The organism is Dyadobacter tibetensis Y620-1 (assembly GCF_000566685.1).
In the GTDB taxonomy this organism is placed as follows: domain Bacteria; phylum Bacteroidota; class Bacteroidia; order Cytophagales; family Spirosomataceae; genus Dyadobacter; species Dyadobacter tibetensis.
In genome coordinates this window covers 33,813-59,960 of sequence record NZ_AZQN01000005.1, presented here as the reverse complement: position 1 = coordinate 59,960, position 26,148 = coordinate 33,813, and the positions used below count along the sequence as shown (strand labels likewise).

At 44.7% G+C, this 26,148-nt stretch carries 25 protein-coding genes; 11 read left to right on the top strand and 14 right to left on the bottom strand.

Annotated features, from left to right (window positions below; genetic code table 11):
- Positions 1–30 precede the first annotated feature (30 nt).
- From X939_RS0114690 to X939_RS0114680, 3 genes are all read right to left on the bottom strand, one after another.
- Positions 31–2,787 (bottom strand): DUF1553 domain-containing protein, encoded by a 2,757-nt coding sequence (locus tag X939_RS0114690; RefSeq protein ID WP_025764048.1) that lies wholly within the window; start codon positions 2,785–2,787, stop codon positions 31–33.
- A 134-nt stretch (positions 2,788–2,921) separates the two neighbouring features.
- The gene (locus X939_RS0114685) at positions 2,922–5,213 is read right to left on the bottom strand and encodes a glycosyl hydrolase family 95 catalytic domain-containing protein (protein ID WP_025764047.1); all 2,292 of its coding nucleotides are present in this window, start codon (positions 5,211–5,213) and stop codon (positions 2,922–2,924) included.
- A gap of 92 nt (positions 5,214–5,305) precedes the next feature.
- The gene (locus X939_RS0114680) at positions 5,306–5,662 is read right to left on the bottom strand and encodes a YraN family protein (protein ID WP_025764045.1); all 357 of its coding nucleotides are present in this window, start codon (positions 5,660–5,662) and stop codon (positions 5,306–5,308) included.
- A 106-nt stretch (positions 5,663–5,768) separates the two neighbouring features.
- On the opposite strand from X939_RS0114680, the gene lipB reads away from it, so the two are divergent.
- Positions 5,769–6,506, top strand: coding sequence for a lipoyl(octanoyl) transferase LipB (gene lipB / locus X939_RS0114675; protein WP_025764044.1), 738 nt, complete (start codon positions 5,769–5,771; stop codon positions 6,504–6,506).
- Positions 6,503–6,916 (top strand): hypothetical protein, encoded by a 414-nt coding sequence (locus X939_RS0114670; protein ID WP_025764043.1) that lies wholly within the window; start codon positions 6,503–6,505, stop codon positions 6,914–6,916. Before lipB ends, X939_RS0114670 begins: the two co-directional genes overlap by 4 nt.
- A gap of 66 nt (positions 6,917–6,982) precedes the next feature.
- On the opposite strand, the gene nadD is transcribed toward X939_RS0114670, so the two are convergent.
- The 7 genes from nadD to X939_RS0114635 all read right to left on the bottom strand — a co-directional run bounded on the left by nadD (position 6,983) and on the right by X939_RS0114635 (position 11,751).
- Positions 6,983–7,555, bottom strand: coding sequence for a nicotinate (nicotinamide) nucleotide adenylyltransferase (gene nadD, locus X939_RS0114665; RefSeq protein WP_025764042.1), 573 nt, complete (start codon positions 7,553–7,555; stop codon positions 6,983–6,985).
- 12 nt (positions 7,556–7,567) lie between these two features.
- Positions 7,568–8,149: a guanylate kinase gene (gene gmk / locus X939_RS0114660; protein WP_025764041.1), complete on the bottom strand. Its 582-nt coding sequence runs from the start codon at positions 8,147–8,149 to the stop codon at positions 7,568–7,570.
- A gap of 10 nt (positions 8,150–8,159) precedes the next feature.
- Entirely contained in the window at positions 8,160–8,450 is a 291-nt protein-coding gene (locus X939_RS0114655; RefSeq protein ID WP_052353474.1) for a phosphohydrolase, read from the bottom strand.
- Positions 8,451–8,528: 78 nt separating this feature from the next.
- Complete coding sequence (locus X939_RS0114650; RefSeq protein WP_229236068.1) at positions 8,529–9,116, bottom strand: sigma-70 family RNA polymerase sigma factor; 588 nt, start codon at positions 9,114–9,116, stop codon at positions 8,529–8,531.
- Positions 9,117–9,316: 200 nt separating this feature from the next.
- The gene (locus X939_RS0114645; protein WP_025764038.1) at positions 9,317–9,820 is read right to left on the bottom strand and encodes a hypothetical protein; all 504 of its coding nucleotides are present in this window, start codon (positions 9,818–9,820) and stop codon (positions 9,317–9,319) included.
- Positions 9,817–10,656 (bottom strand): rod shape-determining protein MreC, encoded by an 840-nt coding sequence (mreC, locus tag X939_RS0114640; protein ID WP_025764037.1) that lies wholly within the window; start codon positions 10,654–10,656, stop codon positions 9,817–9,819. The genes X939_RS0114645 and mreC overlap by 4 nt, the downstream gene beginning before the upstream one ends.
- Before the next feature lie 69 nt (positions 10,657–10,725).
- Positions 10,726–11,751, bottom strand: coding sequence for a rod shape-determining protein (locus tag X939_RS0114635; RefSeq protein WP_025764035.1), 1,026 nt, complete (start codon positions 11,749–11,751; stop codon positions 10,726–10,728).
- A gap of 177 nt (positions 11,752–11,928) precedes the next feature.
- On the opposite strand from X939_RS0114635, the gene X939_RS0114630 reads away from it, so the two are divergent.
- From X939_RS0114630 to X939_RS0114620, 3 genes are all read left to right on the top strand, one after another.
- A complete protein-coding gene (locus tag X939_RS0114630) occupies positions 11,929–13,434 on the top strand; it encodes a GH3 auxin-responsive promoter family protein (protein WP_025764034.1) in 1,506 nt (501 codons plus the stop codon).
- 74 nt (positions 13,435–13,508) lie between these two features.
- Positions 13,509–14,666: a 1-deoxy-D-xylulose-5-phosphate reductoisomerase gene (locus X939_RS0114625; protein ID WP_025764032.1), complete on the top strand. Its 1,158-nt coding sequence runs from the start codon at positions 13,509–13,511 to the stop codon at positions 14,664–14,666.
- 9 nt (positions 14,667–14,675) lie between these two features.
- The gene (locus X939_RS0114620; protein ID WP_025764031.1) at positions 14,676–15,125 is read left to right on the top strand and encodes a hypothetical protein; all 450 of its coding nucleotides are present in this window, start codon (positions 14,676–14,678) and stop codon (positions 15,123–15,125) included.
- Between the two features lie 83 nt (positions 15,126–15,208).
- Here X939_RS0114620 and tpiA read toward each other — a convergent pair whose 3' ends face one another.
- A complete protein-coding gene (gene tpiA, locus X939_RS0114615) occupies positions 15,209–15,970 on the bottom strand; it encodes a triose-phosphate isomerase (RefSeq protein ID WP_025764030.1) in 762 nt (253 codons plus the stop codon).
- Positions 15,971–16,247: 277 nt separating this feature from the next.
- On the opposite strand from tpiA, the gene X939_RS0114605 reads away from it, so the two are divergent.
- The 5 genes from X939_RS0114605 (at position 16,248) to X939_RS0114585 (ending at position 23,269) form a co-directional block, all read left to right on the top strand.
- On the top strand, positions 16,248–17,516 hold the full coding sequence (locus tag X939_RS0114605; RefSeq protein WP_025764029.1) for an aspartyl protease family protein: 1,269 nt from the start codon (positions 16,248–16,250) through the stop codon (positions 17,514–17,516).
- 30 nt (positions 17,517–17,546) lie between these two features.
- The gene (gene mnmC2, locus X939_RS0114600; protein ID WP_025764028.1) at positions 17,547–18,200 is read left to right on the top strand and encodes a tRNA (5-methylaminomethyl-2-thiouridine)(34)-methyltransferase MnmC2; all 654 of its coding nucleotides are present in this window, start codon (positions 17,547–17,549) and stop codon (positions 18,198–18,200) included.
- A 12-nt stretch (positions 18,201–18,212) separates the two neighbouring features.
- Positions 18,213–18,803 carry a D-sedoheptulose 7-phosphate isomerase gene (gene lpcA / locus X939_RS0114595; protein ID WP_044199615.1) on the top strand — a complete coding sequence of 197 codons (591 nt, stop codon included), beginning with the start codon at positions 18,213–18,215 and terminating at the stop codon, positions 18,801–18,803.
- Between the two features lie 43 nt (positions 18,804–18,846).
- The gene (locus tag X939_RS0114590; RefSeq protein ID WP_025764026.1) at positions 18,847–19,290 is read left to right on the top strand and encodes an NUDIX domain-containing protein; all 444 of its coding nucleotides are present in this window, start codon (positions 18,847–18,849) and stop codon (positions 19,288–19,290) included.
- Positions 19,291–19,477: 187 nt separating this feature from the next.
- Complete coding sequence (locus tag X939_RS0114585; RefSeq protein ID WP_025764025.1) at positions 19,478–23,269, top strand: SNF2-related protein; 3,792 nt, start codon at positions 19,478–19,480, stop codon at positions 23,267–23,269.
- Positions 23,270–23,375: 106 nt separating this feature from the next.
- On the opposite strand, the gene X939_RS0114580 is transcribed toward X939_RS0114585, so the two are convergent.
- Complete coding sequence (locus tag X939_RS0114580) at positions 23,376–23,570, bottom strand: hypothetical protein (RefSeq protein ID WP_025764024.1); 195 nt, start codon at positions 23,568–23,570, stop codon at positions 23,376–23,378.
- Positions 23,571–24,021: 451 nt separating this feature from the next.
- Positions 24,022–24,423 carry a hypothetical protein gene (locus tag X939_RS0114575; protein ID WP_229236067.1) on the bottom strand — a complete coding sequence of 134 codons (402 nt, stop codon included), beginning with the start codon at positions 24,421–24,423 and terminating at the stop codon, positions 24,022–24,024.
- A 156-nt stretch (positions 24,424–24,579) separates the two neighbouring features.
- Between X939_RS0114575 and X939_RS0114570 the strand changes: the two genes are divergently transcribed.
- Complete coding sequence (locus X939_RS0114570; RefSeq protein ID WP_025764022.1) at positions 24,580–25,005, top strand: nuclear transport factor 2 family protein; 426 nt, start codon at positions 24,580–24,582, stop codon at positions 25,003–25,005.
- Positions 25,006–25,087: 82 nt separating this feature from the next.
- On the opposite strand, the gene X939_RS0114565 is transcribed toward X939_RS0114570, so the two are convergent.
- A complete protein-coding gene (locus X939_RS0114565) occupies positions 25,088–26,017 on the bottom strand; it encodes a helix-turn-helix domain-containing protein (protein WP_025764021.1) in 930 nt (309 codons plus the stop codon).
- Positions 26,018–26,148 lie beyond the last annotated feature (131 nt).

Sequence of the window (26,148 nt, the reverse complement as noted above, 5' to 3'; positions counted from 1 at the left end):
TTTGTCATTCAGTAAGGGCAGACGACAGGTCTACTCTTTGGTTACCACATTATCCAGATTCAACATCACATTGGCCGATACAGAAAGGGCAGCAAGCTCCACACTCCGTTCTTTCCCATACACCAGCACGCTATCAATTTCACTTGGCCTGCTTTGATAGGCCTTAAGCGATTGTTTATAAATCCTTTCCAGTACGTCCAAACTCGGTTCTTCTATTGTCTGAAAGGTCAATAATCGGTAACCTTCGCGGAGCTGGTCTCTGGGCGTGGCACCTTTTTTCTTCATCATGATAGCCAGACGTTCTGCTGCCTCCATATAAACGGGATCGTTCAGGGTGACCAGGGCTTGCAAAGGTGTATTGGTGCGAATTCTCCGAGATTGGCAGAACTCTCGACTAGGAGCGTCAAAAGTGGTCATGGAGGGATATGGAGAAGTTCGCTTCCAATAGGTATAGACGGCCCTCCGGTACCGATCTTCCCCTTCGCTAAGCACCCAACGCTCGCCACTATAGGGCGACTGCCAGATACCTTCGGGCTGAGGAGGCATCACACTAGGCCCATACATTTTTGAGGATAGCAATCCACTCACCGCCAGGGCCTGATCGCGCACTTGTTCCGCACTGAGCCGCACCCTGGGCCCACGCGAGAGCCAATAGTTATAGGGGTCCTTTTCCAGCTGCTCCTGAGAAGTTTTAGAACTTTGTTGGTATGTGGCCGACATCACAATTCTCTTTAATAATGCTTTTACACGCCATTGATCATCCTCCATAAAGCTTACTGCCAGCCAATCTAATAAGGCCTGATGAGTTGGAGGGCTTCCCTGGGAACCAAAGTCCTCTACAGTTTCAACCAGACCATAGCCAAAAAGCTGTTCCCAGAATCGATTGACGATTACCCGGGCAGTAAGGGGATGGTCGCGGCTTACTAACCATTGCGCCATCCCCAAACGGTTCTTCGGGTCTTCGGCTTTTAAAGAAGGGAATAGCCCGGGCACCCCAGGCTCTACCTCAGGACCATTTACGAGCCAATTTCCCCTTACAAATACATGGGTTTGGCGGGCCAAGTCTCCTGTTCCTTCCCAAAGAATGGGCATTTCTTCTACCCGCTTGGTTAGTAGGCTGCTATATTGCTTCAGCATTTCTTGATAACCCGGCGCATCTGCTCCAGGCAGTGCCTCCTGGAAGGCCACCCATTTTATCTGCACCCATTTGTCAGGTGTCTTAGGACTTGAAAGTGTAAAATACAGATTATGTCGCCCCGACTGAGGCGCAACGTCCAAAATCAGCACGGTGTCCCTTACTGGGGATGTAATGGCAACATGAGCGATTACAGGCCCCAGCAGCCCACCTTTATGCACCTGAAGCAATGGCTTCTCAGCGCCCGTACTCATAGAAAGCAGGATTTTCGAGCGTCCGGTAAGGGTGATATCGGCCAGCCTAGCGGAACTGGTATGCTTTAGGCCTAGATACTTCCCATCGAGCATAGTAGCATTGACCAATTCGTCAAAATCGTGGGAGTTTACCTTAGGTTCCATCACATGAATAAATTCAGTAAAGTCCTTTTTGGAGCTGGCATCATGTTGACCTATCCAGGATAGTACCCGCTGAACCTTGGTAGAGTCGTCGCCCTTATAGAGTCGGAGTGCCGGGGACTCCGTGGGTACATCCTCATCTCGAGTATTATTGAAAAATGCCATATACTTATAATACTCATCATGGGAGATAGGATCGTAGGGGTGGCTGTGGCATTGCACACATGCAAAGGTGGTGCCTCCCCAAACCTCCCAGGTTGTATTGACCCGGTCCATTTGAGCGGCAACCCGGAACTCTTCATCGGAAGTGCCCCCTTCATCATTATTCATCGTGTTTCGATGAAAACCTGTAGCGATCATATGATCCCGTTTCGGTAGGCCGGAGGAATCGGGAGGTAGCAGGTCACCGGCCAACTGCTCAATCGTGAAGGCATCAAAAGGCTTATCGGCATTGAAGGAACGAACCACATAATCACGAAATCGCCAGATATTGCGCGGGCCATCCTTTTCATATCCCTTGGTATCGGCATAGCGGGCCAAATCCATCCACATAGAAGTCCAGCGCTCGCCATAGCTGGGAGAAGACAGCATACGGTCCACAAGCTTTTCATAAGCCATTTCCGATTCGTCGGCGACAAAAGCCTCCACCTCTGCAGGGCTTGGGGGTAAGCCCGTCAGGTCCAGGCTGACGCGCCGGATTAAGGTGGCCTTTTCGGCACGCTCAGACGGCCTCAAACCCTCCTCCTTTAGTTTTTTGAGGATAAAATTATCAATCGAATTATTGGGCCATGTCGTCTCACCCCGGTTCAATAGTCCGACCAAATTGCCCCAGTAACGAAGCCCAGGCACTTCTGGCCGTTCCACCCATTTATCTGCCCAGTGAGTCTCCCATTCAGCCCCTTCATTGATCCACTGTTTCAAGGTAGCCACCTCATCCTGATTTAAGGGAGGCGCATTTTTGGGCATGCGCTCGTCGGGGTCATGGGTTTCTATTCGGCGAATCATCTCGCTGGCATGGGCGTCTCCTCTTACTACCGCTGGCTTCCCCGATTTGCCGGGCTGAAGCATTTCCTGCTCGAACAAAAAGCTAACTTCCCCAGCCTTTTTGACACCGCCATGGCAACCAATACAATGCTTGTTAATGATGGGTTTCACATCGGCATTATAATCGATAGGATCATTGAAGCCACCTCGCCAGGTCCAGGCAGAAATGGCTAAGATTATGAGTCCTATGCCAATTACTATTTGTTTTTTCATAAGTTATGATACCTAAAGCTTAATCACCAATTAAGAGTTTAAAGGCAAATTCTTGTACTTTAACCCAAAAGCTTTCCAGCTCACGCTTTTCCTTATGAACAACTAAATTTCTTAATTACAGCAGCTTATCAAAATCATTTCCGTACCAGCTGCGCACTTCCTCCTGCCTTAAAATTCAGCTCCAAAAATCCTTCTTCAGTGGACTGCTGCCTGACCCCTTGGGCTGCGTGCAGTTTCCATTCCTCGGGATTTAACTTCAGCATAGCTACCCCGGCCTTTTCTGCTCTGACCCCGACCTCGCTAAGTACTCCACCCTCCATCTTCGCATCCACCAGAAAAGCCCCTTCTGCCCGTAGATTCTGAAATGATACGGTGCCCCAAGTTTCTGGTATTGCTGGCAGAATATGGATATAGCCGGCATAGCTCTGTAGAAGCATCTCCTGAATACCCGCCGCAAAGGCGAAGTTACCCTCCAGGGTGAAGGGACGATAGGTCATTTTGGATAGGCCTGATTTAGATTGATCTCCGTTGGCATGAAAACTGTTTGGCAAGCAAAATGCCTCAGCGAAGGTTCGAAGGGCCTTGGCAGCCCCAGCCCCATCCTTGGCCCGGGCTTTCAGATTCCCCAGCCACGCATACGAATAGCCTGTCCAATAATCGGGTCCTACCGCATCGAGCTTCGCCAAGGTATTGGTAATAATTTTCTGGGACTCGGGACCATCCTCCCAGTTGATGAGTCCCAGAGGATGGAAGGCCATCAGGTGCGAAAAGTGCCTGTGAGAAACGTTATAATCGAGATCCTGCGCGAATTTAAGCTCCTTCTTCTCCGTAAGGGAATAGTCTCCAAACTCATTTTGAAGGTCTTTCCAATGTGCCGCCTCCTGGGCCATTCCCAACTCCAGGGCCATCAGATGCCCATATCCCAAGGCGGCCTTCATTAGTGCCAAATCATAATTGGTATTCTTAGGAAACCAGGCTTCCAGTTTGTTGTCGTTGATTTCGGGACTTGAACTTATGGGCAGTTGTCGCAGTCCATCTTCGTCCAGACTTGTAATATTTTCAATAAAAGTACAAACCTGACGTACCCAGGGATAAGCACGCTTTTTGAGGAAGCCGGCATCCATGCTATAGCGCCATTGCAGGTAATAATGCTGGGACAGCCAGGACGATACTGTAGGCGAAAGGGCATACTGAATCCATCCCCCCATTTCGGTGCCGTCCAGGGTAGTAACCCCCGGCACCGCCAGACCTTCCACCCCGAAATAGCGCTGGGTATAACGCTTATAGTTCTCCGAATTTTGATCGAGATGGTCCAGATAACCCATAGCCTCTTTAAGGTGATTACCACTATAGGCGGGCCAGTAACTAAGCTGTGTATTTAAATCATGATGAAAATCCCCTTTCCAAGGTGGGATTCGTCCGTTGTCTGCCGTCCAGACGGCCTGAAGCGAAATAGGCGGTGCCCCCGCCCTTGCCGCAGAACCAAATTTATATTGTTCTAAATACCATTGCTTTTCTAGCAAGGGGTCAGGAACCTGAATGGCGGATTGAGCCCAGAAGTCCTTCCACCAGGCCTGGTGGCTGTTCCAGTCTTGAAGATAGCCTCTGGCCAGTGCTTTATCCGACCATTGATTGGAGGTAGCCGTAGCAGGCCGATCGGGGAAATGAGACGAGACACTCCATAGCCCTTCTACCTGCCCTTTCCCCAAGGATTTCCAGGATACCGTGATGTCGTAACGGAACCCCCCATAGCCTTCCTGGGTATAGGTGATACTTCCAGGGATTTTTTTAATCACTCCCTGTTTATAGCCCAGGCGACGAAGGTCGTTCCCTACCAAGGAGTTGATAGTACCCGAAGTATCGACGTCCCCCTGATAGCGAGGCGCTATCAGTTCAGGCGTAAATTCACCCTTCAAATTTTGAAACTTAAACCATCCAACCGGCTCGGTGGCATGGACAAAGGTCTGCAAAATAAGTCCTCCCTTCCATTTAACTGTACTCAGTGCCGTAGCTAGATGGAGGTTTACGGATTCTACCTCGCCGGCCTCTGGGATCGAGAATTCGATTGCTCCTGCCGGAATTTTGGATGGTGCCGGTTCCCGGTCATAGGGAGCATCTAAGTAATCCTGCACGGGCTTGTAATCTTTTTTGGCTACCTGCTCCTGAACCCATTTAAAATTAAACTCTTCCCGATGCAGCCCCTTCATTGGTCGTTGATCCCATATATCGGCACGGTCTAATGAGAATCGCAACCTACCTTCTTTTTGCCATACCAAGGCTCCGACCATGCCATTTCCCAATGGAATGGCTTCGTCCCATACTGTAGAAAGCCTGTCAAATTGTAAGTTGTGCTGGGTTTGGGGCTGAGCGTAAAGGGCCTCATGATAAACAAGAACAAATACGATCAGGTATTTATAGAAACGCATATGGCTGTAAAATTTTTTGGAATATCTTTATTGTAAAAGGTATTTTTGGAAAATTCTACCAACTTTAGGTTTCCGGCTTATGAGAACTACCCCTAATAAAACGCGTCCTCTACATGGCGGATGTCCATATGGCCATTGGGAAGTATCAGGATGGCAATGATATCAAAGCGGATGTCATGCTGCCAATCGACCTGATAGATGTAATTTTCTGCCGCTTTTTTAATCAGCTGAGCCTTAGTATAGTTAACAAACTCTTCGGGAAGGCCAAATCCCGTTCCGCTACGGGTTTTGACTTCAACAAAAACCAGCATTTTATCTTTTGTGACAATCAGGTCAATCTCCCGATGCTGATCCTTAAAGTTTTTCTCTAATATTTGATAGCCCCGCTCTATCAGATATTCCGCGGCGCGGTCCTCTCCCCAATGCCCCGTGTCGTTATGTGTTGCCATAAGAAGGAATTAAAATTAGATATTAATGCCCCTGCCTGTTAACTTTGAAAAATTTTTATACTTTAATATCCAACTCAGAAGAGCGAATACCGCCAGTTGTCTATAAATGAATACGGTGATCAATAAAAAAGTAACATTTGATGATTTGGGCCTGATGGACTATCAACAGGCATGGGATTATCAGGAAGCTTTATTTGCCCAAACCATTGCCATAAAGACCCAAAATAGGAGTCGTGAGTCCAACGAGCAGGTACCGACACCCAATCATCTGCTATTTTGTCAGCACCCACATGTTTACACGTTGGGAAAGAGTGGTAAACCGGACCATCTTCTATTGGACCCTTTGCGCCTGGCCGAGAAAGATGCTGTTTTTTACAAAATAAACCGAGGAGGCGACATTACCTATCACGGCCCTGGCCAGTTGATTGCCTACCCCATACTGGATTTGGATAATTTCTTTACCGATATTCATCGCTACATGCGCTTCCTGGAGGAGGCGGTCATTCAGACTCTGGCGGAATATGGACTAGAAGCTGGCCGTATTCCAGGACTTACTGGTGTATGGATAGATGCCGTTGCGCAACGAAATCCCCGTAAGATCTGTGCACTGGGGGTAAAGTCCAGCAGATGGGTAACCATGCACGGTTTAGCACTTAACGTTAATACGGACCTATCTTATTTTGGCAATATTGTACCCTGCGGAATCGCCGACAAGGCAGTTACCTCCGTTCGCCAGGAATTGAATCGAGAGGTTCCTATGGCTGAAATTGCAGAAATACTTAAAACAAAACTAGCTCTACTTTTCGAAATGGAATGGGATAATTCCGACACCAACGTATCATGAAAAAAGACATACCTTTCCATCCTGTCGAGGGAATACAAGTAGCTATCGTACGAAGCTTCAATGAAGAAAACCAGGCTAACTGGGATGTGCTGCTTATCAACCAAAAAGATATTCCCATCAGCAATGTTTTCATTACCTCACAAGGATACAACAGCAGCGAATCGGGCGATCATGAACAGCAAAAAACTTCGACTTTACGGCACTACTTTCCAGAGATACTACCCGGGCAGCATGTGCTGATCGAGCCGATTATGGAAGAAGTTTTTCATATGTACAATCAGTACTGGGTCAGCTTTTTTATAGACTCACAAATTTTCGACAAGAAGTTTATATTTGTTCCTGACAGCATTATCGAGGAGCATATCATTTCGATTCCAGCTCTGGGAAAAGAAGGAATTTTGCACTTATAAAAAAATAGGAGGGGCGAAAATCCTCGTTAAAAAGGCGGTAGTTGCGGATTTCTCCGGACTAAAAGACTATAGATAAAATTTCTTTAACCGAATCAATTGTTCAACGGCCTCCGGAACTACATATCTTATGGATTTCCCTGCCTGGACCTGTTGCCTGATATATGTTGCGGAAATATCGAGTAATGGGGCCTCGACAAATTGTATGGCCGGATGATTCTTAAATTCATGCGGGCGGGAATTGGGCCGCGGGTAAACGTAGATGCCTACATACTCCAGAATTTTTTCATAGTTCTTCCATTTAGGAAGTTGGGCAAGATTGTCTTCACCCATAATAAGCCGGAACTCATGCTGGGGATACTTTTCCTGGATGCGTACCAGGGTATCGATCGTAAAGCTGGGTTTAGGCATCCGAAACTCTACATCGGAGGCTTTCAGAATGGGGTTGTCATCTATAGCCCTGGATACCAGATCGAACCGATCGAATTCATGAAGGAGTGTATTGCTTTTTTTGAAAGGATTCTGAGGACTCACTACAAACCATACCTGCTCCAGGTCAGTGGAAGTGGCCATAGTATTGGCGATAATCAAATGCCCCATATGAATGGGGTTAAAGGATCCGAAGAAAAGCCCAATTTTCATGCTTAAAAGAGATTATTGTTCTGCTGAAGCTCCGACGAAGTCCAGAACGAGCGATTCTGCCTCCTGCAAGGCCTTCTCTAAGTCGTCGTTCATCAGCACGACATCAAATTTGTCTTCGAAGCTTAATTCATAACGAACCTTTCCCAGTCGGGTTTCCAGAGATTTTTCATCTTCGGTACCTCTGCCACTGAGTCTCCTAATAATCTCTTCTTCGGAGGATACTTTCACGAAAATTGCCAGGGCATTGTCCCGATACGTTTCTTTTATTTTCAGGCCTCCTTTTACGTCTACATCGAAAAGAACATGTTTTCCTTCGGCCCAGATTCGCTCTATCTCAGCTTTGTAAGTACCATAATAATTCCCGGCATATACTTCCTCCCACTCGGCAAATTCATTCTGGCCTATCTTGGCTCTGAAATCGTGTTTTTGAATGAAATAATAGTCTTTTCCATCAATTTCATGATCGCGTTTCGGGCGTGTGGCCGCCGAAACTGAAAAGGCTAATAAGTCAGGAAACTTGTTTAATAAATGACGGACTACCGTCGTCTTTCCGGAACCGGAAGGGGCAGAAAAAATGATGAGCTTACCTTTCACGCGAACAGTCTTAGCTGTTTATTTTAGAAATAATTGTATTTAATATATTTTTCGGACAAGGTTTCTTTTGAACCTTTTCTACCAAGGAAGCCTTGATACATTTTTCCAGGTTGTAAGACTCAATACAGGGAATGCATTTATCGATATTTTCCCTGAAATGATCCTTTTCCGCCTCTGTGGCCTGATCGTCCAAAATAGCCTGTATGACTTTCATGCACTCGGCATGATGCTCACATTTGGTCTTCATCTGGGGGGTATGCGCTTCGTCTGTCACCGAAGGCGTTTTGATTGACTCGTTCATCACAATAGGATAAAAATAATGGTATATATGCACGCTTGTACCCTATAACCGAATTGCTTACACAAAAAGTTTCAAAACTTATGAATCATATCCCATGGTATTGGCATAGCTTCTCAGTTTTTCTTTCAGCAAGTTACGCGCTCGGTGTAGTCTGGAGCGCACGGTTCCTATGGGGATGTCGAGAATTTTAGCCATCTCCTCGTAGGTAAAGCCCTCAATGTCACAAAGGATGATAACGGTCCGGAAATCTACTGGCAGGGCATTTAAAGCATTCGCCACCTCATCTCCTATGAGTTCCTGCACGGCATCGGCACGCAAATCTACCGTGTAGGTGGTGTCCGAGGCCTCTTCTGAGTTGTAGGTAGTCTCCACCTCCTGGTAATCTACTTTAGAAGGCTCCTTACTTTTCTTCCGGTAATCGTTAATAAAGCTATTTTTAAGAATACGGAACAACCAAGCTTTGGCGTTGGTACCCTGTTCAAAAGACTTTATAAAACGAAATGCTTTCAGATAAGTGTCTTGCACCAAGTCGTTAGCGTCGTCTTCGTCCATGGTAAGACGAAAGGCGAAGTTATACATGGAGTCAATATGAGGCATGAATTCACGGTTGAAGATATCGTAACGTAGATCATCCGTATTTTCATTTTTCGCGAGTGTTTCTGACATGGCAACGATCATAGAAATGCTGAATTTACAAAGATTAATAACAGCTCCAAACCATACAATCTTAAAATTGATAAATGGTTCGCCTGGCGGTTTGTCCGTCGGAATTTGATGATGAGTAAGATACACCCACTTCAGCAACAATTACGTGTATATACATCAAACATCGAGCCATAGCTTACAGGCACCGCCATAATGTCATATTAACGTTTAGAAAATAGTTCCAGTATTAATATAAATACGATTGTAAGTAAGGAAGTCGCCCCTATTCGCATTAAAGAATAAAGGATCATATTGATGTTGTTCATTTCCAGCAGGAAAAGGACGCTGCTATGGATCAGGATTAAAGGAAATAAATATGCAAGGAAGGACATGAATCCTTGGGCACGAATCCCAATTTCGAGCCGATCTACCCCTTTAGCTTCCATCTGATAGTGCAGTAAAAAGGGACGTATATAGGCCACCAGCACTGTAGCTGCCGCATGCATACCAAGGGTATTGGAAAATATATCGACGGTTATACCCACCAAAAATCCGATTAGTAATACATACAGGCGATCCGTTTCTACTGGGAGTAACAGAATGATCCCAATATAAATAAAACTAAAGGCATAATTGAACAGAACCAGATTGCGCATAAAAAATATTTGCAGCACCAGATAGATCACTACCAGTTGAATGGCTTGTATGGTTTGGCGTAAATTCATTTGGCTTGTTCGATACTGTTTCTAAGTCCCTGTTGTTCCTCAAGTTGATTATTTTTTACCACATACACATATGACAAATTGGGGAAGTCCGTTGCCAGATCGAGGACAATATTGTAAAATGTCTGGTTCTGATTGACTTCTAAGGACTTTACCCGACCTACCATAATTCCTGGTGGGAATACAGCATTTTGGTCGGAAGTCACAGCAGAATCACCTTTTATGATTTTGGTGTATTTAGAAACGTCCACCAAATCTATCTCATTTGGATTTTTGCCTGGCCATTTAGCATAGCCTATCTCGTTGCTTCGCAGCAGCTTGGTGGAAACCATAAACTGGGAGTGCAGAATGGAAGTGACAATAGAATAGTTCTCTGAACATACCCTTACCTTTCCCACTACCCCCGTGGCCGATATCACCCCCATTCCCGGAGCAATACCGTCCTTAGTACCCTTATCTATAGTAATGAAGTTGTTCTGATAATGTGTTTCATTATCTACCACCTTGGCTACGCTGTATGTAAACCGCTCGGCAAAACCAGAGTCGGGCAGGTAACCCGCAGGGGCGTTAGGAGGACTCTGTTGTTGCAAGTCGGTGAGCATGGCCCTTAGCTGGGCATTTTCGTGAGCGAGGTTACTATTAATATCTCCCAGACGGGTATATTCCCGGGCATCGTTAGAGATGGTCAGGGCCTTGGCAACATAATAGTTGGCTGTATTGAAGTAGGTAGCTCCCCAATAATTATTACTGCGCACAACCAGCCACATGCTAAGAATTTCTAGCAATACGAATACCAAGAAAAACCGATTCCTAACAACGAAATCAACGAGTTGGAGCATGTGCTAATCAGATCCATGCAGGAACACAGAAGGCGATTTACCTTCTGTATTCCCCTGAACAATCCAGTATTACGATATTAAAACAGGTTTGTACAATTCAAGATTTTTCAGAACCTCTCCAGTACCACGCACAACCGCCTTTAATGGGTCTTCGGCAATATGTACCGGAAGTTTGGTTTTTTGGGCGATACGACGGTCCAAGCCGTGGATAAGGGCTCCTCCACCAGTCAGGTAGATACCATTTTTAAAAATATCTGCAGAAAGCTCAGGAGGGGCTATTTCCAATGCTTTCATCACGCCTTCTTCAATTTTGGAAATTGATTTATCTAGAGAATAGGCAATTTCGCTATAGGTAACCCGGATTTCCTTGGGAATTCCAGTCATCAAATCCCGCCCTCTGATCAGATAATCTTCCAATGGGACTTCCAGCTCTGGGGAAGCCGAACCTATGGCCATTTTAATTAATTCTGCCGATCGCTCACCAATCAACAGGTTGTGCTCCCGACGCATATAATCTACGATATCTCGGGTGAAAACATCACCGGCTATCCGAACCGACTGCTCACAAACGATTCCAGACAGGGCTATCACGGCAATCTCTGTCGTTCCCCCCCCGATATCAACGATCATGACACCGTTGGGCTGTGTAATGTCTATGCCAATACCGATCGCAGCAGCTATAGGCTCATGAACCATATACACTTCCTTGGCACCAGCATGTTCACAAGAATCCTTCACCGCACGTTTTTCAACCTCAGTAATTCCTGATGGAATACAGACAACCATACGATGTGACGGGGTAAAAAACCTGCTTCCGGTATCGATCATCTTGATCAATCCTCGGATCATCATTTCTGCAGCGGTAAAATCGGCGATAACCCCATCTTTAAGGGGGCGGATTGTTTTTATATTCTCATTGGTCTTCTCATGCATCTGCATGGCGGTGTGGCCTATTGCCAATACTTTGCCTGTGGTTTTATCCATGGCAATGATCGATGGCTCATCCACCACAACCGTATCTTTATAAATGATAAGTGTATTAGCCGTTCCAAGGTCTATTGCTATATCACTCGTCAAAAAATCAAACAATCCCATATATATAGTAAATATTTTAACTAGTCAAGATTAAAAAGTACGCAAAATTACAGATTATTACCCACAAACAAAGGCATTTAAAAAATTTAGCATCACAGGTTTGAATCACAATTTCTGACGTTCCTTCACCCCTGCATTTCTTAGAATTTGTAAAACCTGCGTACCTTTGTTTGTACTATGGGAATCAGAGCACTTTTAAGCCAGCCACTGGCTCAATATATCGTAAATCAACAGCGTAAATGGATCGCTAACAGCATTCAAGTTCAGCACGACTGGATGCAGAAACTGGTGCAAACCAGTATTAAAACGAAGTTTGGCCAAGATCATTTCCTTCGAGATGTAAAAAACTATGAGGACTTTAAGGAGGCCGTCCCCATCCACGACTATGAAGACCTAAAAGACTATATAGCGCTGATCAAAGACGGCGCTTCTGACATCCTCTGGCCAGGCAAACCCTTGTATTTTGCCAAAACCTCAGGTACCACTTCCGGAACCAAATACATCCCTATCACTCATGACTCCATTTCTAACCATATCGACTCGGCGCGAAATGCGATTCTTAACTATGTGCATGAAACGAAAAAATCGGCTTTTCTAGACAAAAAACTGATATTCCTTTCTGGAAGCCCTGTGCTGACAGACACAGGAGGCGTGCTTACGGGACGCCTGTCGGGCATTTCGAACCATCATGTCCCTGCCTACCTGAAATCGAACCAACTGCCCAGCTACGACACCAATTGTATTGAAGACTGGGAAACCAAATTAGAAAAAATTATTGATGAAACACTAGGACAGCCCCTGTCTCTGATATCGGGAATCCCACCCTGGGTGCAGATGTATTTCGATCGGATTATTGCCCGAACCGGCCGCCCTATCAAAGATGTATTTCCCGATTTTTCCTTATTTATTTATGGGGGTGTCAACTTTGAACCCTATCGGGCCAAATTGACAGAGTCCATTGGGCGGCCTATTGATTCCATAGAACTTTACCCCGCTTCTGAGGGCTTTATTGCCTATCAAGACGCTCAAAATGAGCAAGGGATGCTTCTGTTGCTGAACACGGGTATTTTCTATGAGTTTATTCCTGTGGAATCCTATTTCGACGAAAAACCCAAACGTCTCTCCATTGGAGAGGTGGAAACGGGAAAGAATTACGCCTTAGTCATCAACAGCAATGCAGGCTTATGGGGGTATTCTATTGGAGACACCGTCAAATTCGTTTCTACCGACCCATACCGCATTATCGTAACGGGACGCATCAAGCATTTCATTTCGGCCTTTGGAGAACACGTAATCGGCGAAGAAATTGAAAAAGCACTTCTTTATGCGATGGAAAGACATCCTGAAGTAGAGGTTACCGAATTTACCGTAGCCCCCATGGTTAGCCCTAAGCAAGGAGGATTGCCCTATCACGAGTGGCTTATAGAATTCGCACAAGCTCCAATTAATATGGACCAATTTTCAGCCGATCTCGACCGCCGTCTAACAGAGTTAAATGTTTATTACCAAGACCTGATTACGGGCAATATATTAAGACCATTGGTTTTACGACCATTACGGCCCCATAGCTTTATTGATTATATGCGCTCTAAGGGTAAGCTGGGTGGCCAAAACAAGGTCCCACGCCTAGCCAACGACCGCATCATTGCCGACGAACTGTCACGCATAGGCAGCATTCAATAAAACAACATCATCTTCTTTTACCGCGCAAACAAGTTTACAGCGCCTTTAATCCGGCTCTACAGCCCAGGAAAGACATGAATAAAAAAGGAATCGCCATTTTGGGATCTACCGGCTCCATTGGCACTCAAGCACTGGAAGTTATCGCTGCCAACCCCGGTCTCTTCCGGGTGGAAGTACTAACGGCTCAGGCCAATGCCCCATTGCTTATTGCCCAGGCAAGGGCATTTATGCCCAATACAGTGGTGATCGGAAAGGAAGAAGCTTATCAAACTGTTCTAAAGGGCTTGTCTGGACTGCCTGTTAAAGTGCTATGTGGAACTGAGGCACTCACAGAAGTGGTGGAATATCCTGAAGTAGATATAGTGCTCACAGCTATGGTAGGCTATGCAGGTTTGCTGCCAACCATCAAGGCCATAGAAGCGGGAAAATCCATCGCCTTGGCCAATAAGGAAACATTGGTGGTGGCCGGAGAATTAATAACCTCGTTAGCCCGGAAGAAAAAGGTGATCATATTGCCCGTGGACTCGGAGCACTCGGCCATTTTTCAATGCTTGGTAGGTGAAACTGAAAATTCAATTGAAAAAATTATACTTACCGCTTCGGGCGGACCGTTCAGAGGGAAGGATAAGGATTTTTTATCGAAGGTAACTAAAGAGCAAGCACTGAAACATCCTAATTGGACAATGGGTGCTAAAATTACGATTGACTCGGCCACGCTCATGAACAAAGGATTGGAAGTAATTGAAGCCAAATGGCTTTTTGACCTTCAAGCGGACCAAATCGACGTGGTGGTTCACCCGCAGAGTATTATTCATTCCATGGTTCAGTTCGAAGATGGGAGCATCAAAGCGCAGATGGGATTACCCGATATGAAGCTACCAATTCAGTATGCTCTAGGGTACCCCAGACGTATCAAGTCCGATTTCCCCAGATTCAATTTTATGGAGTATCCCGAACTTACCTTTGAGCAACCTGACCTAAACACCTTCCGCAACCTGGGGCTGGCTTATGAAGCCTTGCGAAAAGGAGGAAATTTAGCATGTATAGTCAATGCCGCGAACGAAATTGCTGTGGATGCGTTCTTAAAAGACAGAGTCGGATTCCTGGAAATTTCCGATCTTATCATTGAGGCAATTGCTAAGGTACCCTTTATCAAAAACCCGGCTCTGGAAGATTATATAGAGACTGATGCAGCCACAAGGCGATTGACCTTGTCGGGCATTTCTAGCTAAATTAGAGTCATGAAAAGTGAAATTGTCAAGTATCTGTCTGTAGCTTTCGCTAGTGCACTCAAATTTTTTGGCGGCCCCATTACCGGCGTGGTCTTGGAGCTCAATTGGATTGAAACGGCCCTAGCCTCGGCCACCGGCATGATGGCCATGGTGTTTTTCCTGACTTATGTTGGGAAGTGGGTGCAAAAGAAAATAAACGCTTACCGCAAAACTCCAAGCAAACGCTTTACCAAGTCGAACCGGATGGCGGTACGCATCTGGAAAAAATTTGGGATCATTGGAATCGCATTTTTAACGCCTCCTCTGTTCACCCCGATTTTTGGGCCCCTTTTGGCCGTAGGTTTTAAAGTACCCAGAAACTCCATTTTCATTTGGATGGCCATTAGCGCCATTATCTGGGGGTTTGGAATTTCCTTTTTAGCCCATAAGATGACCTATTTCCAAAACTGGATACGATAAGGCCATTTTAAATAATCAAAAACGCCGGAAGGCTCTGTTCGAGCCCCTTCCGGCGTTTTTGATATCAAGTTATCGAAGAGAACCTATCTAGCCTTAATAATTTCCGTAAATTCCCGGGATTTCAAAGAGGCTCCACCTACCAGACCACCATCGATATCGGCCGAAGCAAAAAGTTCGGGAGCACTTGCTGCCGACACACTACCTCCATAAAGAATAGAAGTTTGCTCGGCCACTTCTGCTCCATATTTGTCGGCAAGATGTGCCCGTAAGGCGGCATGCATCTCCTGAGCCTGCTCAGCTGAAGCGGTAAGTCCGGTACCAATGGCCCAGATTGGCTCATAAGCAATCACTACCGACCGCATTTGCTCAGCCGATAAATGAAAAAGGCTTTCCGTTATCTGGTTTTTTACAAAACCAATATAATCTTCATTCTGGCGTTGTTCCAGGGATTCTCCACAGCAAAAAATGGGAGCAATATCATGTGCTAGGGCCACATTTACCTTCTCGGCTAACATCGCATTGGTTTCATTAAAATACTGGCGGCGTTCACTATGCCCGATCAAGACATACTTAACCCCTATGGATTGTAGCATGGGGGCCGAAATTTCGCCTGTAAAGGCTCCCGACAGCTTGTCAGAAAGATTCTGCGCAGCTACTGCAAAATTGGGAGCATCTGCTATGTACTTCTGAATGGTGGTCAGATATAAGGCAGGGGGACAAAGAATTACCTTGGCATCGTTGCTCACTTCATCTTTAGCCATATTAACAATTTCCGATGTTAAGGCCACAGCCTCATCCATCGTCTTATTCATCTTCCAGTTTCCGGCAACTATCTTATTTCGCATATTTTAATTTTATTGTAGTAAAATCTCATTTGACACAACAAAATTATCATAATTTCATGAGATACCTTATTTAAATTTTCCATTAGAGAATTTCCTAAAAAAACTTGCACTTTTAAAGAAATTTTTGTGTTTAAAATAGAAGGAAAGGGTTAAATTTACCTTGATAACAAATTGATCAGCAATTACTCTGGAAACCCATGGTCTTAGAAGGCTTTCGACCATGTGGGGATTTGTCGAAAAGCCACCTCATGATAAATATCTTCGAAAGCAGAACGCAATGAGAACTTATTTACGATTCTGGCTGGCCATTTTATTGGGCACTTTGAGCTTTAGGGCTCTCGCTTCGGAAACGAGCCCAAAGGTTTCGGAAGAGAAATATGGTTACTTTTTGGAAAAGGATAGAAAACAGGTGCGCATTCCTTTTGAGCTGCACTCCAATTTGATATTACTCTATCTCAAAATCAATAATACTGACTCCTTACGTTTCATCTTGGATACTGGTGTAAGCTCCATTATCGTGACAGATCCTGAAATACTGAAACCCGACAGGCTTCAACTTACCCGGACGGTCAGCTTGGCGGGCGCAGGAGAAGGTGAAAGAATTTCGGCGCATGTGGCCATTGATAATAATATTGTAATGGGCAAACTCCGGGGAAATCACCAGAATATTGTCGTCCTCGAACAAGATTTCCTACGTCTATCCGAGTATGTAGGAGTTCCGATCCATGGCATCTTTGGGTATGATATATTCAATAACTTCGTGGTTACCATCGACTTTGCCAAAAGAGAACTGCTACTTACCCAACATGGCCATTACAAATACAAGCGCTCCAAAGGCGAGAAGTATCCTTTGATAGTAGAAAATACCAAGCCCTTTACCGATGCTGTCACCCTCTTTGCCGATGGCAGAGAGCGTCCCATCAGGGTCCTGATCGACACGGGCGCAGGCCATGCTCTACTGGTCAACAACAGCCCCAACGAAACCTTACGCTTGCCCGACAAAGTCATTCGAGCCCAGCTTGGCCGTGGACTTAATGGGGTAATTAATGGAAATCTGGGCCGGGTTGAGCGAATTCGTCTTGGAAAATACGAGATCGATAATATTGTGGCTTCCTTTCCGGATAGTGTGGCATTCGCCTCCAAACTTCATAACAGCGCCGATCGTCAGGGCAATATTGGCTGTGAGCTGCTTCGTAGGTTCAAAATTACCATGAACTACAAGGAGGGCTATATGGTACTAAAGCCCATCCGGAGTAAAATGAAAGAAAAGTTTGAACACGATATGAGTGGAATGGAAATCGTCGCGGAAGGCAGCAAACTTCGCAACTATTATGTACATCATGTAGCCAAAAACTCTCCCGCTTCTTCAGCAGGCCTACAACCTGGTGACCAGATCCTGTTCTTTGATGACCACTCGGCCTCGGACATTAACATAAGTGAAATTTACAAACTTATGCAGAGGGGCGATGGACGTAGTATAGACCTGCTTGTAAAACGGAACGGTGATATTTTCTTTACCAGAATGACGCTAAAAAGAATGATTTAACTACTTTTAGGCAAATCACTTTTTGAACTCTTGGAACGCCTGATTATCACTGAAGATGGTTCTCACTCCCTGATGAGCCCATTATTTCACCAACAATATCACTCCTTACAGGGAGCCATTACCGAATCGGTGCATATTTACCTTAATCTCGGTCTTAACCCCCTACTCGAGCTGGGTCTGCCTGTCTCGGTATTCGAAATGGGTTTCGGAACAGGCCTTAATGCCTTTTTGGCCTGGCAACGTGCAGAGCAAACCCAGGTGCCCGTACATTATACCAGCGTGGAAGCCTTCCCCATCTCTTTAGAAGAAGCCGCTAGTTTAAATTATCAAGAACGCATAGGGCACCCTGACTTCCTGGAACTCCACCGATGCAGCTGGGGAGAATCCATTGAAATTTCACCTTATTTTACATTTCGAAAAGAAAAGAGCACCTTGCAGGAATACCAGCATCAGCGCATATATGATGTCGTATTCTTCGATGCATTCGACCCCCGGGCTCAACCTGAGCTTTGGACGGCAGAAATTTTTTCTAAAATTGCAGCCCAAACCCGCCAAGGTGGCGTACTTGTAACCTACTCATCCAAAGGAATTGTTAAGAGAGCCCTTCGCGAAGTGGGATTTACTGTCACCAAACAACGGGGACCGGGCAAGAAATTTCATGTTTTGAAAGCATTAAAGAACTAAACACAGATTGTTATGTCATTGAAAGAAATCATTGGCCATGAGTTACAAGAGGCTCAAAATGTATTAAACGAGTTTTTGAACGACCCTGTCCAAATCCAGAAGATCGAGGCTGCGGCCCGACTCATGGCTCAGGCAATTCAGGGAGAAGGGAAAATTATTTCGGCGGGTAACGGGGGCTCTCACTGTGATGCCATGCATTTTGCTGAAGAGTTAACCGGCCGATACCGTGACAACCGCAGGGCTCTGCCTGCCATGGCCATCTCAGATGTAAGTCATATTAGCTGCGTAAGTAATGATTTCGGCTACGAATACATATTTTCCCGATATCTGGAAGGGCTGGGTCGCCCTGGAGACGTCTTCCTAGGACTAAGCACCAGTGGCAACTCTGCGAACATCATCAGAGCGGTGGAAACTGCTAAGAGAAAAGGCATGAAAACCGTCATCCTGAGTGGCAAGGATGGGGGTAAACTGGCAGGTATGGCAGATATCGAAATTAGAGTACCTCATTTCGGCTATGCCGATCGGATTCAGGAGATCCACATTAAAGTAATCCATATTTTTATGTTACTCATAGAAAAAATGGTCATAGAAGAACCTGTTTGATCACAGGAGCAGAGCAAACATATCATTCATTTCGTACAGCACTATGAAAGTAAGACCGTCGGCATTAATAATAGAAAGCAATAGGGTCTTGACCATGCATTATCAATACCAGGGCGTGGATGTTTTTGGCTTGCCAGGGGGTAATCCAGATCCAGGCGAGACATTGGAAAAAGCCCTGATCAGGGAGTTGGAAGAGGAACTGGGTGTATCGGTCCTGGTCAAAAACCTGCTCGTCGCCGGGGAAGTTATCTGGCCGGAGGTCAGCCGGGAGACCTTGCATATGGTGTTCTCAGTTGAAATTGTGGGAGGAGTGCCCAAATTAAATCCGGAGCATACCACAGCTTTAGCAATTGAATGGATTCCTGTCTCCTCCCTACCCGACCATCTCTGCTATCCCAATTTTGGGCATGAACTACTGGCCTGCTATAACAGTGGAAAAGGAGCAGGGTATGTAGGACCGGCCAACCAACCCTATTTGGCAGGATAGAAATATAATTTTCGAAATTGTACTTATTTAGGGAATTATAATAGGGTAACGGTTAAGATTTTAACTTTCTTCCTTCAGAAACGCCATTACCCGGCGTTTCTGACTTTTTTCATGGATAAATGCCCCTTCCATTTCTAAAAAACAGAAACAAGCCGTACTTTTGCATTTTTTAAAGGCAACTGTGTAAATGGAAAACGAAAAGAAGGAAAAGCTGTCGGACTTCCTTATACGGCGGGCGGATAAGGATCGGCTTTCAAGAGGTCGATCGATTTACAGTAGTGGGGCACTTAAAGTATCAAAGCTGGAATACCTTGGATCGGGTTCAGCGGAGTTTAAGATTAAAAGTGACTACTCAATTCACTACTTTATAATCCAGATAAAGGATTTTTTAACCCCTCAAATTATTGCAGAATGTACCTGTAATGACAATAGTCAGGGGCTATGTAAGCACCGCGTCGCCAGTATTCTGTATATTCTCGATAAGATGCCCATTATCAAGCAAATCGTATATGAAATGCAGGATACTGAGGTAGAAATGGCGGACCTGCGCGACTATGTACTGCGTAATCTGGTCTTGGATGAAACTTGGAAAAGCCGGGATCAAATTGGTAATGTAGAGGTGACCATTGCCAGCGAAGGGCATGCAGAATGCCAGGTGACAGTCGAAGAAAAGCCTTACCAGGTAAGTCTGATACGCCCAAAAGGCACCAAAATTCTAAAGACTTCATGTAACTGCGGCCAAGAACTCTGGGTGCCGCTTTGTGAGCACAAATTGGCCGCTCTACTCAAAATCAGAGAAGAGCTCGGAGACAGAGCATTCGAAGTGATGCGCGACTTTTCGACCGACAAAGCGAAACTTTTGGAGGAATATGGCTATGACCTTGAAGATGATATCAAGGACAAATTCGATTTTAAGATAGACGATAATGGAGACTTGGTTCTGATCAGCCTTGATCCTTCTATTCAAAAGGTCGGAAAATACCAGGATTGGGCAGAGCTCCGCTACCAGATACTCCCCTACCAAGCGGAAGAGTTTAGCGTAACCGGCTCTGACAATCATTCTGATGAAGACGATAGAATCACCTTTTTCTCTTTCTGGCCAAAGGGCATAGACAAATTGATGGACTTTGGTTTCGGAGTATTCTCCGGTAAGTTCAATGATAAAAACGAAAAAGTGACGACCATTCGCACCATTGCGGGTGGGAATAGCCAGTATTACGCCGCCGACGAGGTACCGGTTCTTTCTGAAGGAGAGGCTAGGTTGGTACGTATTGCCCGGACGCTTGAAGATGGTTTGCAAAAGTTTACTCGTAAAAAGGGCTGGACCTATAATGCCTTTTTAAACTATAATGACGTTACCCCCCTGCAAAAGACTGATGCACGGAGCTATACAGGGAAACAGGTTCAGAAAATATTTCATGATCTGGGCGATCAGAAAATATACATTACCGACAACGACAACGTTACCAATAATAATCAGTTAGAGGCTATTACGCTTCACCGTACGCCTATCAAATTATTCTTCGCCCTAACAGAAGACAGCGAATTTGTTACCCTAAAGCCATATGTAGAGATCGTTCCTGGATCCCCACAAAACCTGGAGGAAGTAACCAATTTTGACAGTTTCTGGTTAGGCGTTTACCGCAATAAATTATTATTTCGCTGGGCTAGTCTTGGTGATGCAGAAATGGTTCACTACCTGCGTACCAACGGCTATAAAATCAGGGTGCGCAAGCAGCATGCAGAAGACTTCCTGAGCGAATGGGTGATCCCGGTGGCGCAGCAGTTCGATGTGATGTTCCAGACGCGGCATGAGATTCTTAGCAAACCCCTGGAGCTCAAAAAGCCTAAGATTTACCTAAAAGAAGATGAAGCCAATCTTTTAATAGTTCCGGCTTTCGTTTACAAAAACGACCCTAACGACGAAGAACAGGACTTAGAGTTTCATTATAATGGTAGGCGCACGCAAACAGGTTTTGAAGATGGAAAAATTACCGTTTTAGAACGTGACCATAAACAGGAAAATGAAATCTGGAGTTGGATTAAAACCTTAAATCCAGATTTCGGTATTCAAGATGAAGGATCGTTTTTCTACGTTCCCTTCGACCAGGTGATGAAAGATGGCTGGCTATACAAATTCGTAGAAGCCGTCCAGGAAAAGCAATACGACCTTTTGGGCTTTAAGGAGCTTAAGAAAATGCGCTTCAATCCTAACAGGGGAAAGGTGCAGGTAACGGCGACCTCGGGTATCGACTGGTTTGACATGCAGGTACTGATCACTTTTGGTGACCAAACTGTATCCATGGGTGATGCAAAAAAAGCGCTACTTAAAAAACAGAATTTCGTTCAGCTAAAGGATGGCACCTTAGGGGTTATACCCGAAGAATGGATCAAAAAGCTGGAGCCAATTCTCAAGTTTGGCCGGGTCAATGGGAATGGCATTCATCTTTCAAAAATTCACTTCTCGCTTATTGAGGCACTTATTGCTGAAATTGACGATGAAGAAATTGCGAAAGAATTGCAGGAAAAGAAGCAAAAGCTTCTGAATTTCAAAGAAATTCCTAACGTAGCCCTTCCGGCAAATATTAACGCTACCCTGCGTCATTATCAGGAAGAAGGTTATAAATGGATGAATTTTCTCGATGAGTTTCGGTGGGGAGGCTGTCTAGCCGATGATATGGGTCTGGGAAAAACCCTTCAGATTCTTACCTTCGTGCAGCAGCAGAAGAATCTCCACCCCACAGCGACCAATCTGGTGGTAGTACCCACTACCTTGATTTTTAACTGGCAGGCGGAGGCTGAAAAATTCACTCCTGACCTGAAATTATACGTTCATCGGGGTATGACGCGTCGTAAGGATATTGATTTTTTTACCGAATACGATATCATCCTTACCACCTATGGAACCATGCGTAGCGATGTACAGTTGCTACGAAATATCGAATTTCACTACATCATTCTTGACGAGGCACAGGCTATTAAAAATCCTGACTCCCTGACGTCCAAGGCCTCCAGGCTCTTGTTGGCAGGCAACCGCCTAACCATGACCGGAACGCCGGTAGAGAATAACACCTTCGATCTTTACGCCCAATTCGAATTTCTCAATCCAGGTATGCTGGGCAGCGCCGACTTCTTCAGGTCGGAATACGCAACCCCTATCGATAAGTATCAGGACCGGGAGAAGTCCGACGAGCTCAGAAGACTCGTATATCCGTTTATGCTCAAACGCACCAAAGAAGAAGTGGCTACGGACCTACCCGATAAAACGGAAACGATCCTTTTCTGTGAAATGGGCAAGAAACAGCGGAAAGTGTATGACCAGTTCCGGGAAAAATATAGGGCAGAAATTGCGGAAAAATTAGCAACCGAAGGTCTCAATAAGAGTAGCTTCCTGATATTAGAGGCCCTCTTGAAGCTGCGACAAATTTGTGACTCTCCGGCCATTTTGTCCGGAGATGAAGATCATGGCAGCGAATCGGCGAAGTTAGAAGAGATTATACGGGAGATTGAAGAAAATGCGTCGAATCATAAGATTCTTATTTTTAGCCAATTCCTAGGTATGCTCGATCTCATCAAAACGCATTTAGAAAAAGTCCGTATTCCATATGAGTATCTGGATGGCCAGACAGCCGATCGCGCTAGCCGGGTAAACCGTTTCCAGAGTGACCAGTCCTGCCGCGTGTTTCTTATGAGCTTGAAAGCAGGTGGCGTAGGCCTGAACCTTACTGAGGCCGATTACGTGTACCTGGTAGATCCTTGGTGGAACCCCGCTGTAGAACGCCAAGCCATTGATAGAACCCACCGTATAGGTCAGCAAAAGAAAGTTTTTGCCTATAAAATGATCTGTAAAGACACGATTGAGGAGAAAATTTTGCTGCTTCAGCAGAGAAAACAAGATCTTGCAGAAGACTTAGTAGGAGGAGAATCAGGCTTTATTAAGAAGTTAACTCAGGACGATATCATGTCGCTCTTCAATTGATATGTACTGAACGTAAAAAAAGCGTGTAGCTTGGAAATTTTCCTCGCTGCACGCTTTTTTCTTGTGTGTGTATAGGTAAGGCAATAATAAAATGCTTTGAATTACATTAAAACAAATTGGCAAGAACTGGAATTCTTAACCACGAGGTAGAATCTGGTTGCTGAGGCTCCACTGTAGTATCTGCCAATGACAAAGCAGGATCTAGGGTATCGCCAACTGTATCTTTTTCCATGGCTCTTTTCTCGAGAACGCAGAGACCAAAAAGTAAAAGGGCAACTATTAAAGTATATATTGGTTTCATCGCTAATATTTTGTTTCGTGTGTAAAGCTTGGCAAAGCTAAAACTTAGAGTTAAAAAAAGACTACTTGGTTGGAATAAGAAATCTTAAAATGTTTAAAAAGTTATTTAACGGTTAGACCTTCCTCTAAAAATTTTGTGCCAATGGCTCCCTTTTGAGCCAAATAAAAAAAATACTATCCGAACCGGACTAAAATTTATATAAGTAAAATAAAAGTAAATAGCCCAGTTCAAGCAATTGTTATCTTTTTAAGTAAAACTTGCACTAATTTTACAACAGAAGCTTATTATTGAACTATCAAAAAATCCTATTTGCTAAATTTTGTCTCCGCTACTTTCTTTAGATTCAAAGAATATACTGAGGTCACAATTAATTAATAAATTTCAGGCAAAAAGAAGCTAATTCTCTTCACTCCATACCGCAATTTGCATTTATAAAACTGGATTTACTGACTTACTCCAAGGGTCGGTTCTGAAAAGTAATTTCGGTAAGGAGGCCAACTGCATTAAATTTCAGGATGGCCTTTTTTGCGTCTGATTTCACTTTGATATCGTCACAGTGGGGACCTTCCTCCAGAAAGTACACATACAGTTTGATGTTTCGCTCCCCAAGTTGATGAATATCGGGACGACCCAACAGGGTTCCGATATCGTCAATAAACTTACCTAATAATTGAGATTCCTCCTCCTTAAAGGACTCTACCAATAAACTTCGTTTATTTTCACACCCTCCACGATCGGAGCGCCAGGCTTTCAGATCTAAGCTACCCAAATTATCTGGTGCCGAAGAGCAGGCCATCGCCCCGATTAAGGCAAGGCTCAGTGCCAAATTATTTATTCCAGTTAATATTTTCATTTCAACGATTTTAAACCCTGATAAAAAGGCAGAAATTTGTCCTATGATAGTAAATCAGGTAAATACTTTTAGGAAAACCCGCCAACCCATAGCTCCTTTAAAAATTATATCTTAGCTTTGATTAGGAACAACATAACACTCTACCATTTCAAAACTATGAAATCATTATTCATTTTTTGCCTATTGATCGGAATCAATGCCGTAGCTCAGGCACCATTCAGGACTAGTGATGCTACCAATTGCACTGAAGGTTTTTTTCAGGCCATGCTTGATGAAAATACCGACCAGCTCAACAACCTTCTCGCTCCCGACTTCAGTATCATCTCCATGAATGGTCAGGTAGTGGACCGAGAAACGTTTATACAGGCAATCGCTCAGGGCTATGTAGTCATTGACTCCGGCCAAGTGTCAGGCCTGCAGACCAAGGACTATCAGGAGGTGGGCGTGGTGCATGGAAGTTGGAGAGTTAAGGGCTCACTCGAGAACAACACCTTTTCTGAAACGGTCACCTTCATGACCGTCTGTGTTCGCCAAGGGGGAACCTGGCGGCTGTCGGCTGTGCAGCTAACCCCTAGTCGCTGATCACCCGGCATCGTCCATGTTAAGAAAGGCTGACAAACATAATTTGCCAGCCTTTCTTAATTATGATATTCCCGAAACTTTCCTAAACATTCATCAAAGACTCGCGACGACGCATTTTCCCAGCTGGAATACCGAACATCATCTTGAATCGGCGACAGAAATACGCCGTATCCTTGTACCCTACATCGGAGCCGATGGCGCGTATACTTTTCTTAGAAGTCCGTAAAAGATCTACCGCCTTCTCCATCCGCTGATATTCTATATAATCCTGAGGATTAATTCCTGTCAGCATCTTAAAATACTGACCTACATAGTCCTCAGAGACATTGGCGACATTGGCCAAAACTTTATTGGATAGGTCTCCACCCAAATTATCTTTGATATAAGCAAATATATCGATCAAACGAGGATCCTTGAAATAAGTGCTATTGGTAACTAGTTGCTCTACAAATAGCTTGTTCTTAAGGATGTACCGTATTATTTCGATAACTACCTCTTCCGTTTTAATTTTGATTATACGTCCTTTACCAGGAGTATCCAGCATATCCTCAGCCAAAATCTGGTTGATGGTGGTGGCAATTTGATCGTCACGTTTGATCAAAAATGGAGGTACATCTAAAGAGGTAAAGAAGTTTACAGTATCAAAAACCTTGGCTTCGAAAGAAATCAAACCAAAGGAATTCGGCAACTTACCAATCAACGCTGGATCGTGTCCGGCTTCGATATAATTGTCCCGATTGGTCATGAAGTCCTCATTGGAAACTACTTTCGCCGCCTGACTGCTGCCATACGTAACGGTAGCATGCTTACCACCTGGGATAAAAAGCATATCTCCCTCTTCAACTTTCTGAGGTTCTTCACCGCCAAAAGATACTTCTCCGTCATACAGAATAGTTAATGAATTCTGAACATCGTAAAAGTTTTTGATGGTAATGGGCTGTAAAATCCTGATATGCCGTGCTTTGACGAATTTCACTCCCAGGGACTCAATGATCTTATTATAGTCTTCCATAGCTTAAATATATTTTATAGCGAAAATGCCTGTTTTGTCTATTTTTGTACAAATCTAATAAATTGTACAAAACTAATACAAGTACTGGAAGACAATTTTTTAAAAAAAAATGATATTTCAGTCTGATTTTA